The sequence below is a fragment of the Cryobacterium sp. TMB3-10 genome, from assembly GCF_004402305.1.
Lineage (GTDB): Bacteria > Actinomycetota > Actinomycetes > Actinomycetales > Microbacteriaceae > Cryobacterium > Cryobacterium zongtaii.
The window spans coordinates 72,252-82,934 of record NZ_SOGH01000033.1; the positions used below are offsets into that span (position 1 = coordinate 72,252).

Sequence of the window (10,683 nt, forward strand, 5' to 3'; positions counted from 1 at the left end):
AATGGACCGTGAAGTCCAATAGTGAACTCCAGCCCCAGCCCCAGCCCCTGTCCCCCGATTCCCGATCGCCCTTCGGGGCCGAATCGACCGCACTCGACGTGGTGCGCGGCCTCGACCTGGGCGGACGCTCCGCCCTGGTGACCGGGGCCAGTTCCGGCATCGGGGTGGAGACAGCGCGGGCGTTGGCCGCTGCCGGCGCGAGCGTCACCCTCGCGGTGCGGGATCTGGCGGCCGGCGCCCGCACCGCGGAGGAGATCCGCTCGAGCACCGGCAACAGTGCCGTGCGGGTGGCCCACCTCGACCTGGCCGACCTGGGCACGGTGCGGGCGTTGGCGGCGGGGTGGTCGGGCCCGTTGCACATCCTGGTCAACAACGCCGGCATCATGCACACCCCGGAATTGCGGACGCTCTCCGGGTGGGAGATGCAGTTCGCGGTGAACCACCTGGGCCACTTCGCTCTCGCGACGGCGCTGCACCCGGCGCTGGCCGCCGCCGACGGGGCCCGGATCGTGGCGGTGAGCTCCAGCGGGCACGGCTCGAGCGGCATCCGGTTCGACGACCTGTTCTTTGAGCGGGATGCCTACGACTCATCGCTGGCGTACGGGCAGTCGAAGACCGCGAACGTGCTGTTCGCCCTCGAGGCCACCCGGCGGTGGGCGGATGACGGCATCGCCGCAGCCGCCCTGATGCCGGGCGGCATCTGGACGAACCTGCAGCGGCACTGGGACCCCGAGGTGCTGGCGGGGATGAAGAGCCGGTATCCGGGCAAGAGCCCTGCGCAGGGAGCCGCGACCTCGGTGTTCGTGGCCACCCGGGCGACGCTCGGCGCGGGAACGCCGGGCTACTACGAGGACTGCCACCCGGCGGCCGTGGTGCCCGCCATCGTCGACGGCATCCATGGGGTGCTCCCCCACGCGCTCGACCCGGACACCGCCCGCCGGCTGTGGGACGTGTCCGCCGGGCTGGTCGCGTCCGCCTGACCGCCCACAGGCGACGTATCCGGGGTCGCGACCAGTCCGTTGGTGGAGTTTGCCGAGACCTGGCGGCTAGGCGACCGACCAGCCGCCGTCGCTGGCCAGCACCTGGCCGTTCACGTTCACGCCATCGTCGCTGAGCAGGAAGGTGATCGACGCGGCGAGCGCATCCGCCTCGACGGCGTCGGTCAGCACCGCCATGCCGGCGCGCACCCGCTGGGCACCGAGCTCAGACGCGAACTTCGCCTCGATGTTGGTGATGACGGGGCCGGGGGCCACCGCGTTCACCCGGATGCCGCTGGGTCCGTACATGTACGCGCTGCTCTTGGTCAGCCCCACGACGGCGTGCTTGGACGCCGTGTAGGCCACGCCGGCCGCGGAGCCGCGGAGTGCCGCCTCTGAGGCCACGTTGACGATGGAGCCGTACTGGCGCTCGAGCATTCCGGGCACCACGGCGCGCATGAGCTTCATGCTGCCGTCTACGTTGATCGCGAACACCCGCTGCCAGACGGCGTCGGTCACCTCGTGCACCGGGGTCATGTCGTCCATGATGCCGGCGACGTTGGCGAGGGCGTCGATCTGGCCGCCGGCGGCTTCGACGATCGCGGCGATGGCGGTGTCGTCGGTGATGTTCGCCACCACCGGAACGATGTCGGCGCCGGCGAGCTCGGCCACGAAATCGTCGAGGCGTTCCTCCGAGATGTCGACGGCGATCACCCGGCCGCCCTCCCGGGCGACCCTGGCGGCGGTGGCCCGGCCGATGCCGGAACCGGCTCCGGTGACGATGACGGTCTTGCCGGTGAACCGGCCCGCGTCGATGCGTTCGACCCACTCGGGGCGTTCGACGGCGGCGGGGCCGGCGGCTGCCGGGGCGGCGGGCGGAGCATCCGATGCCGCGGCGGAGGCCGGCATGTCACCGGCCGCGACCCGGCGCACCAGGTCGTCGATCAGCTCGGGCGGGAACTGACCCTTGCTGAGCTTGACCAGACGCTTGATCGCGAGCTTGCGCACCGGGCGCAGCGCGTCGGCGCTCTGGCCGCCCTGGGCGAGCAGGTCGCGCAGGATGGGTCCGCCGATCGGGTCGTCGAGCCAGGAGCCTACGGAGGAATCGGCGGTGAGGATGCTCTGGGTCATGCGAGTGGTTCCTTTTCTTTCGGGATGACCGTCTCCGCGGGGTTGACGGAGACGGAAGTTGCGGCCGCGTGCAGGGCGGCGAGGTAGCCGAACACCATCGCGGGGGCGATTGTGGAGCCGGGACCCGGGTAGGTGTGGCCCATCACGGAGGCCGTGGTGTTGCCGGCGGCGTAGAGTCCCGGGATCGGGGTGCCGGCCTCGGTGAGCACCTGGCCGTTCTCGTCGGTGAGCAGGCCGCCCTTGGTGCCGAGGTCACCCGGCACCACCTTGACCGCCGTGAACGGGCCTTTTTCGAGCGGGCCGAGGTTGGGGTTGGGTTTGACGCTCGGGTCGCCGTAGTAGTTGTCGTAGACGGTTCGGCCGCGGCCGAAGTCCAGGTCCACCCCGCTTCGGGCGAAGCCGTTGAACCTCTCGACGGTGGTCCGCAATGCTCCCGGGTCGATGTTCAGCCGGTCGGCGAGTTCCTCGAGGGTGTCCGCGGTGACGACGATGCCGTTGGCCCGCAGGGCCTTGCCGCCCATCAGCAGCGGCGAGAACAGGTACCGGCGGCGGTGCCGCACGTCCACGATCAACCAGGACGGGATCGTCGGCGTCTGCCGGTGGTGCTCGATCATGTCGTGGCCGAAGTCGATGTAGCTCTGGGACTCGTTGGTGTACCGGGAGCCGGCCTGGTCGACGATGATGCCGAACGGCATCGACCGCTCGGAGAGCATGAACTGGGCCGTGCCGTCGACCATCGGCACGGCGGAGCCCCACCAGGCGTCGTCCATCATTGCCAGCGCACCGCCGGCCTTGACTCCCACGTCGATGGCGGTGCCCTGGTCGCCGGCGGCCGCCGAGCTGTTGCCGGGCATGTCGTGGTACTTCTGGCGCCACTCCTGGTTCTGGGCGAAGCCGCCGGCGCCGAGAACCACGCCGGCCCGGACCCGGATGCGCACAGATCCGGCCCAGGTGGTGACGATCGCGCCGACCACGCGGCCGTCCTCGAGCACCAGCTCGGTGACCGGGGAGTCCAGGAGCACCTCGGTGCCCTGCCTGCGCACGATCTCCATCAGCGACATCACCAGGGCGCCGCCGAGCCCGTGCAGGCGCTTGCCGGTGACGATGCCGCCGAGAGTGCGGAAGACGAAGCGGGCGCCGCGCACGAAGCCGGTCGGCGTGGACCAGGCCCTGGACAGCAGCCAGACGTCGTCGGTCTTCAACGGTGCCGGGATGCCCTCATCGGCGCGGGAGGACTTCACCCAGTCACCCAGGCGCTTGGCATCGAAGGGTTGCACCTCGATGCCACGGCCGACCCTGCCGCCGGGCCGGGTCGGGTAGTAGTCGGGGTAGTCCTTCGCCGCGCACCAGCGCACACCGAGGCCGGCGAGCAGGCCGAACACGCGCGGCACAGCATCCACGAAGGCCTCTCGACGCTCGATGGAACTGGCCGGGCCGGCGTCACCGATTGCCGCTGCCATGTAGGCGAGGGCGTCGGCGCGGGAGTCCTGGATGCCGAGCTTCTTCATCAACGGGTTGTTCGGCATCCACAGGCCGCCACCGCTGAGCATGGTCGTGCCGCCCCAGCGGCCGGTGCTCTCGACGATGAGGGCGGTGAGTCCAGCGTCGGCGGCGGTGATGGCGGCGGTCAATCCCGCGGCGCCCGATCCTGCTACAAGTACGTCAACTTCGCGATCCCAGTGGGCGGTCATGACTCCTCCTCGATCCGGACAACACTGTCCGGATGTAACCTACCTCGGTGGGCACAAATTCCAAAGCGAATCGGGGGCCGAGTGCCGGACCCGAAAACCGCCGGGCGCTCCTCGCCGCCGCGCGGGAGGTCTTTGCCGCCGACGGCTTCTCCGCGCCGCTGAGCGCAGTGGCCCGCAGGGCCGGCGTGGGCCAGGGCAGTCTCTACAGGCATTTCCCCGATCGCACCGCCCTGGCGATCGCCATCTTCGACGAGAACCTCGCGGCGCTCGAGACCTTCGTGGACCGGCCGGAGAGCACGCTCGACGACCTGCTGGACCGGGTGATCGAACAGACGCTGGCCTCGACGGCGCTCATCGACCTGGTGATGGCAAATGCCCACGATCCCCGCGCGGTGCATCTGGCCGACCGGCTCGACATCGTCGTGGCGCGTCTCCTCGTGCGCGAGCAGGCGGCCGGCCGGATCGGCGAACACGTCGGTACCGCCGATGTGATCCTCGCGGTGTCGATGCTGGCCGGGGTGCTGGCCCGCAGCGACGCCGCCGACCGCCCGGATGTGGCCCGGCGGGCTTGGGGTCTCTTCCACGCGGCGTTCGCCCCGCGCTGAGCGGCCAGACGGACGGCAACATGGTGGGGCGGGGCTGCTCGTCCGCGGGTGGGCAACCCGGTGCCGCGGCGGCATACTGACGGCAACATCCGTCTGTGACACCTGCGGAAGGTACCCCGTGAGCTTCTGGATCTGTGCCACCTGTGGCGTCGAGCACGCCGAGAACACCGGCGTCTGCGCCATCTGCGCCGATGAACGGCAGTGGGTGCCGGCCGACGGCCAGCGGTGGACCACGCTGGCCGACCTGTACGAGGCGGGCTACCGGGCCGAGCTCCTCGAGCTCGAACCCGACCTGTTCGGCATCGAGAGCACCCCGACCGTGGGCATCGGCCAGCAGACCAAGTTGCTCTGCACCCCCACGGGCAGCGTGCTCTGGGACCCGATCGGCTTCGTGGACGACGACATCGCCGGCCGGGTGCTCGAACGCGGGCCGGTGCGCGCGATCGTGGCCAGCCATCCGCACATGTTCGGCCTGCAGGTGGAGTGGAGTAGGGCGCTCGGCGGTGTGCCCGTGCTGGTGGCCGAGGCCGACCTGGCCTGGGTGGCCCGACCCGACCCGGTGATCCGGGCATGGTCGGGCGAGGTGCGCCTGTTGCCCGGCGTCACGCTGATGCAGGTGGGCGGCCACTTCCCCGGCAGCGGGGTACTGCACTGGGCGGCCGGCGCGGCTGGGCGCGGCGTGCTGCTCAGCGGCGACACAGTGTTCGCCAACCCCGACCGCACCTCGGTGAGCTTCATGCGCAGCTACCCCAACCGGCTGCCGCTGTCAGGTCCGGTGGTGGAGCGGATCGCCCGAACCCTCGAGCGGTTGACCTTCGACCGGCTGTACGGCAACTTCGACACCGTGATCGCGGCGGATGCCCGCGCCGTGGTGCGCCGATCGGCCGACCGGCACTGGGGCTGGGTGCGCGGCGACTTCGACGACCTCACCTGAGGCGCGTGGGTCACTCGGCTCGCGGGGTCCGCTCTGGCGGTTCGGGGAGGATGCGCAGGCCGGCCGGGGTGTTCGCCACCTGCACGAGTTCATCGATCCAGGTGCGGTTGAGCGTGGGCTCCCGCTTGCCGGAGAACTCGAAATCGAGGGGTACCGCGGGGTTCAGCCAGATGGAGCTGTGGCCACTGCCCGAGTCCTTGGACCGTTCCCAGGAGAATGCGAAACTCTCGCCCCGGCGCAGCTTGGCCACGATCACGACCTTGAGGTGCGCGAGTGTGCGGTCGTCGATCTCTACCGAGATCGCCGGCGTCCCGTAGATGAACTTGCCCATCACATTCCTCGTTTTGCACATTCCTCGTTGTGACCGGAGGGCCCGCACGATGCGAGGACCGGCGCGGACTGGTGTCTCACGACGGAGTGTAGGCCGAGGTGGCTTCGCTGGCTATGACACTCGGCGCCCGCCGGTCGTCACCGGTCGAACAACCCGTCGCTGCCCTGGTCGATTTCCTCGACCGCCCTGTTGAAGTCCGCGGCGTGCTCCTCGGCCTCCGCCTCGGTCTCGGCCGATGGCTCCTTCACCGCGAGGATGTGGCTGGGCGGGAAGACCGGCAGGGGAAAGAGCGCGATCTCACCCGCGAGCGAGTCCTCCGCGACATCGGCCACGTTCAGTTCGGTGGCCGGGCCGAGCACGAGAGTGTGCGTGCGGGTACTGCCGTCGGGCTCGAGCACCTGGATCTCCACCGCAATGCTCTCCTCACCCTGGGAGTGCGCGGTGACGTAGTCGAGTAAGGCTTCCGCGACGTCGTCGCCGGTGAGGATGGTGCCACCGGCGTAGGTGATGAGCTTCATGCCACCGACGATAACCGCGCGGCGGCGTCTTGGGAATGACCTCGGCCGGGCAGCTGCTACCCGACGAGCGCCTGCACGGCGGCCGATCCTTCGGGCAGCACCAGGTCGATCCGCGCCGCGCCCAGGCGGACGGTGACGACGGATGCGTCCAGGTAGGTCGGGTGCGGCGCCAGCACGATCTCATCGATCGCGGCCAACGGGATGCTCGTGTGCGAGCGCGACAGATCGGGGGTGCTTCCGCGCACCAGCCAGCCCTTGCGGCCGACGATGTGCAGCTCACGGTCGGTGCGGCACAGCACCGCTCCGTGCAGGGTCATCGGGTAGAGGGCGTGCACGGCCCGATTGACCAGGCCGCCGCGGGGCGGCAAGACTATCCGGCCGTGGGCGGCGAGCAGGATCGCCCCGAGCTCGTGGCGCATCACGTCGAAATATGAGGTGACCAGGCCCACATCTTCCTTGCCCAGGTCGAGCAGATCGAGGTCGGCGAGCGGGGCATCCGCTTCGGGGATCGTCACGGCGGGCGTGGGCCGCAGCGCCGCCAGCGTGAGTTCGCTCAGCACATCGATGAGGCGGGTGATCACCTGTTGCGACGACCCGTTGTACGGCACGGTGAGGGTCTCGCCCGTGCGGGCCAGGATGTCGAGGCGGCCGTCCACCATGTCGATGGTTTCGGTGACCGCAGCGACGTCGCCGTAGCCGAGGGTCCTCTCGGTGTAGCCGCGGGGGCTCCCGCTGGTGTCGGCGTTCGCACGGCTCAGCACGACGAGCGCCTCCGGGGCCGCGATGATCAGGTGGTCGTAGAGGTCCATCGTGGGCAGCGCATCCCGCCGGCTGATGTTGCGGGGCACCTTGAGCACAAGCCGGCTGGTGACAAAATCCACCGGGTAGTCCCGGTACAGGCCGGGGACCTCTGTGGCGTCGTGCACCCGGTCCACCCAGGGGCCGAAGGCATCGAATTCCGCCGATCGTGTCATATCCGTCGAACTCACTGGCCGCTTTCCGGGGCCTCCGCGCCGGTGCGTGCCCCCCGCGGCCACAGTGCCGCTGAGGATCAGGCTAGACCTTCCACGCCTCCGGCCGTGACCACGGAATTCCGGGCGGCCCCCGAACCGCGCGCAGACGAATCCGCTTTCGAGAGTGCTAGCACGCGGGAGGCGTGTGGGGGACTTCGCCGCGCCGGGCCGTTTCAGAGAAGTGCACAGCTCTCTCCCCAGCTTTTCCACAGCCCAATCCACAGCCTCAGCGCGGTGATTCCGGGGTTTTCCACACCCTGTCCACAGGGTTATCCACAGGTCGGAATGGGGAAGTACTTTCGAATAATCTCGTACTCCCAGTATTCGGGTCCGGTGCCGAGCCCTAGGAGCGCGATGCGGCCGGAGCTACACTCACCGCATGGAAACGCAGCATTTCTCAATTGTGGTGAATGCACCGGCCGCCATCGTCTGGCAGACGATGTTCGACGATTCCACCTACCGGCAGTGGACGAGCGTGTTCAACCCGGACTCCTACTTCGAGGGTGACTGGTTGCCCGGCAGCGAGATCCGGTTTCTCGGCAGCAATCCCGGCGGTGAACTGAACGGCCTGAACGGCATGTACGGGGTGATCACCGAACATCGTCCGTACGAGTTCGTGCTGATCGAGTACCAGGGCCAGATCGTGAACGACGTCGATGACACCACCAGCCGGGAGGCCAGGCAACTGATCGGCGCGCGCGAGGCCTACTCTTTCAGCGAGGTCGATGGGGTGACGACGGTGACGATCGACGTGGACACCGCGGACACCTACGCCGAACTGTTCGGTGAGCTGTGGCCAAAGGGGCTGGCCAAGCTCAAGGGTCTGGCCGAGGCAGCCTGGGCGCAGCGGGCAGCCGAACCGGCTGCGCGGACGCGAGACCGGAGCTACACTCCCGCCATGGAAACCATGCATTTCTCAACCCAGATCAATGCCCCGGCCGAAATCGTCTGGGAGACGATGCTCGACGACGCCACCTACCGGCAGTGGACCAGCGTGTTCAACCCGGGGTCATATTTCCTCGGCAGCTGGTTGCCCGGCAGCGAGATCCGGTTTTTCGGCAGCGACGAGGGCGGGGACGAGGGCGGCATGGTCGGGGTGATCGTCGAGCACCGCCCGCACGAGTACCTCTCCATCGAGTACCGCGGGCAGATCGTGAACGGCATCGAGGACACCACCAGTGACGCCGCCAAACGGTTGATCGGCACCCACGAGAACTACACCTTCACCGAGGCCGACGGGGTCACCACCCTGACGGTGGATGTGGACGTGGACGATGAATGGGCCGGTATGTTCGGCGAACAGTGGCCCCTGAGCCTCGAGAAGCTCACCCAGCTCGCCGAGGCCGAGGTGGCCACGCGCGGTCAGCATCCGGCCGACTAGTCGGACCTCGCCACCGTGCGGGACACCGGGTTCGCGAAGGCCTGGAAGATGCCGGCCAGTGCCGCCCACTGCAGCAGGATGACTGTCTTGCCGTCGACGATGCGGCCGTCGGCCACCATGGCGAGGGCGTCGTCAATGGGCACCTCGAGCACCTCGATGTCTTCGCCCTCCTCGGCGAGACCGCCCCCGGAGTCGACCCGGTCGGCCGGCCCGTACCAGGCCAGATAGAAATGCACCAGCTCGGTGACCGAGCCCGGGCTCATGTACAGGTCGAAGAGGTGCCGCACCGCGCCGACCCTCACGCCGAGCTCTTCGCCGGCCTCCCGGCGGATCGCCACCTCGGGGGCGTCGTCGTCGAGCAGCCCGGCCGCGGTTTCGATGAGCATGCCGTCGGCGTGGCCGTTGACGTAGGCGGCGTAGCGGAACTGCCGGGTGAGCAGCACGGTGCGCCGGTCCGGGTCACAGAGCAGGATGGTGGCGCCGTTGCCGCGGTCGTACGTTTCCCGCTGCTCGGTGACGACCTGGCCATTGCGACGCCGGTAGCCGAAGGTGGTGCGCCGCAGCACATGCCATCCGTCGGAGGTCACCTCCACCCGCTCGACCGTGACGGCCGGGTTGCCGTGCAGGCCAGCACCGGCCTGGTCCAGGCCGGTACGCCCCCGACCGTCCGGCAGGTCGACGCCGAGCCGCCCGAGTGCGACCGGGGTCACCGGTGCGTCGATGCTTCGGCGAGGCCCGGGATCTCAGTGATGCTGGTGTACACCGGGATGCCGCGGCGCCGGGCGATGGCGACGTCCTGGTCGGCGCCGCGGGAGTCGCCGGGCAGCCTCAGTACGCCGTCGCACCTCTCGAGCAGGCGCTCGGCCGTTGGATACATCACGTCGGCGGCCAGCGGATGGGCCACATCCGTCACCCCGGCGCTGGCGAGAACCGGCAGCGCCACCCACTCGCCGATCATCGGCAGGTGGCCCGCCTGGAAGATCGGCCAGGCCGCCTCCTCGAGGCGGGCGAGGTTCTGGCGAAGGAGCACGGGGTCGTCGCCGGTGCCCGAACGGTAGGGGCCGGCGATCAGGATCATCAGGGAGCTGGTCATGTCCGCTACAGTAATACAACGTGCAGAAACATGCACAACTCGGAAGGAACGCGAAATGCTCGCTGCGGAACGCCAGGCCCTCCTGCTCGACCGCCTCGCCAGGGACGGCAAGGTCGTGGCCAAGGAGATCGCCGCGGAATTGGGCCTCTCCGACGACAGCGTGCGCCGCGACCTGCGCGAACTCGCCGCCGCGGGCTTATGCCAGCGGGTCTACGGCGGTGCCCTGCCGGTGTCGCCCGCTCTGGCGCAGTATGCCGAGCGCAGGCTCGTGGAACCCGACAGCAAGGACCGGGTCGCCGCGCGTGCGGCCCGGCTGATCATGCCGGGCAGCACCGTGATCCTCGACGGCGGCACGACAACCCTCGCGGTGGTGCAGGCGCTGCCTTCGACCCTGACCTGCACGATCATCACCCATAGCCCCACCATCGCCGCCGCGCTGGTGCCGCACGACGGCGTCGAGGTCTTCCTGCTCGGCGGCCGGCTGTTCAAGCACTCCGCGGTGACCTGTGGCGCCGCCGCTGTCGAGGCCGCCCAGGCGATCACCGCCGACCTGTTCCTGCTCGGCGTCACCGGGGTGCATCCCACCGCCGGCCTGACCACCGGCGATGTGGAGGAGGCCGCGATGAAGCGGGCGCTGGCGGGCCGGGCGGCCGACACCTTCGTGCTGGCGAGTGCCGAGAAGGTCGGGGTGGCGTCGCCCTACCGGGTGCTGCCGTTCGACGAGATCGCGGGCCTCGTCACCGACACCGCGGCCGACGATCCGACTCTGGCCGGCCTGCGCGACGCCGGCGTCAGCATCCTAGGCATCGGCGACTGACCGTCGACCTCCCCGCTGCTGCCGCCCGTCCGCCGACCTCCCGCCGACCTCGGTGGCAACTGTTGCCGAATCGGACATTTGCACCCGGCGTACCGGGGGTGGATTCAACTGGTCGATGCAACACCGCTGTTTTCTTGGTCTGAGAGTAGCTGATGCAGGGCTTCTCGCGGGGTGGCTGCGTCGAGCCGTTTT

The 10,683-nt window shown here is 69.4% G+C and carries 12 protein-coding genes; 5 read left to right on the top strand and 7 right to left on the bottom strand.

Going from position 1 to position 10,683, the window contains the following annotated elements; translation table 11 throughout:
- Positions 1 to 8 precede the first annotated feature (8 nt).
- Entirely contained in the window at positions 9 to 980 is a 972-nt protein-coding gene (locus E3T22_RS18590; RefSeq protein WP_241983742.1) for an SDR family NAD(P)-dependent oxidoreductase, read from the top strand.
- A gap of 66 nt (positions 981 to 1,046) precedes the next feature.
- On the opposite strand, the gene E3T22_RS18595 is transcribed toward E3T22_RS18590, so the two are convergent.
- Together E3T22_RS18595 and E3T22_RS18600 are read right to left on the bottom strand one after the other, a co-directional pair.
- Positions 1,047 to 2,108 (bottom strand): SDR family NAD(P)-dependent oxidoreductase, encoded by a 1,062-nt coding sequence (locus E3T22_RS18595; protein WP_134480427.1) that lies wholly within the window; start codon positions 2,106 to 2,108, stop codon positions 1,047 to 1,049.
- Entirely contained in the window at positions 2,105 to 3,799 is a 1,695-nt protein-coding gene (locus tag E3T22_RS18600) for an FAD-binding protein (RefSeq protein WP_134480428.1), read from the bottom strand. Before E3T22_RS18600 ends, E3T22_RS18595 begins: the two co-directional genes overlap by 4 nt.
- 47 nt (positions 3,800 to 3,846) lie before the next feature.
- Between E3T22_RS18600 and E3T22_RS18605 the strand changes: the two genes are divergently transcribed.
- Positions 3,847 to 4,404 carry a TetR/AcrR family transcriptional regulator gene (locus E3T22_RS18605; protein WP_134480429.1) on the top strand — a complete coding sequence of 186 codons (558 nt, stop codon included), beginning with the start codon at positions 3,847 to 3,849 and terminating at the stop codon, positions 4,402 to 4,404.
- 118 nt (positions 4,405 to 4,522) lie between these two features.
- The gene (locus E3T22_RS18610) at positions 4,523 to 5,338 is read left to right on the top strand and encodes an MBL fold metallo-hydrolase (RefSeq protein ID WP_103460212.1); all 816 of its coding nucleotides are present in this window, start codon (positions 4,523 to 4,525) and stop codon (positions 5,336 to 5,338) included.
- Positions 5,339 to 5,348: 10 nt separating this feature from the next.
- Here E3T22_RS18610 and E3T22_RS18615 read toward each other — a convergent pair whose 3' ends face one another.
- From E3T22_RS18615 to E3T22_RS18625, 3 genes are all read right to left on the bottom strand, one after another.
- Positions 5,349 to 5,669 (bottom strand): ATP-dependent DNA ligase, encoded by a 321-nt coding sequence (locus tag E3T22_RS18615; RefSeq protein WP_088457684.1) that lies wholly within the window; start codon positions 5,667 to 5,669, stop codon positions 5,349 to 5,351.
- Positions 5,670 to 5,806: 137 nt separating this feature from the next.
- Positions 5,807 to 6,187, bottom strand: coding sequence for a hypothetical protein (locus E3T22_RS18620; RefSeq protein WP_088457685.1), 381 nt, complete (start codon positions 6,185 to 6,187; stop codon positions 5,807 to 5,809).
- Between the two features lie 56 nt (positions 6,188 to 6,243).
- Entirely contained in the window at positions 6,244 to 7,161 is a 918-nt protein-coding gene (locus E3T22_RS18625) for a hypothetical protein (protein WP_088457686.1), read from the bottom strand.
- A gap of 418 nt (positions 7,162 to 7,579) precedes the next feature.
- Between E3T22_RS18625 and E3T22_RS18630 the strand changes: the two genes are divergently transcribed.
- Positions 7,580 to 8,581 (top strand): SRPBCC family protein, encoded by a 1,002-nt coding sequence (locus tag E3T22_RS18630; protein ID WP_134480430.1) that lies wholly within the window; start codon positions 7,580 to 7,582, stop codon positions 8,579 to 8,581.
- Here the strand turns inward: E3T22_RS18630 and E3T22_RS18635 are convergent.
- Both E3T22_RS18635 and E3T22_RS18640 read right to left on the bottom strand, forming a co-directional pair.
- Positions 8,578 to 9,291, bottom strand: coding sequence for an NUDIX domain-containing protein (locus E3T22_RS18635; protein ID WP_134480431.1), 714 nt, complete (start codon positions 9,289 to 9,291; stop codon positions 8,578 to 8,580). The two genes, E3T22_RS18630 and E3T22_RS18635, sit on opposite strands and share 4 nt — an antisense overlap.
- Positions 9,288 to 9,674 carry a DUF4406 domain-containing protein gene (locus E3T22_RS18640; RefSeq protein WP_240632304.1) on the bottom strand — a complete coding sequence of 129 codons (387 nt, stop codon included), beginning with the start codon at positions 9,672 to 9,674 and terminating at the stop codon, positions 9,288 to 9,290. The genes E3T22_RS18635 and E3T22_RS18640 overlap by 4 nt, the downstream gene beginning before the upstream one ends.
- A gap of 55 nt (positions 9,675 to 9,729) precedes the next feature.
- On the opposite strand from E3T22_RS18640, the gene E3T22_RS18645 reads away from it, so the two are divergent.
- The gene (locus E3T22_RS18645; protein WP_088457689.1) at positions 9,730 to 10,491 is read left to right on the top strand and encodes a DeoR/GlpR family DNA-binding transcription regulator; all 762 of its coding nucleotides are present in this window, start codon (positions 9,730 to 9,732) and stop codon (positions 10,489 to 10,491) included.
- Positions 10,492 to 10,683 lie beyond the last annotated feature (192 nt).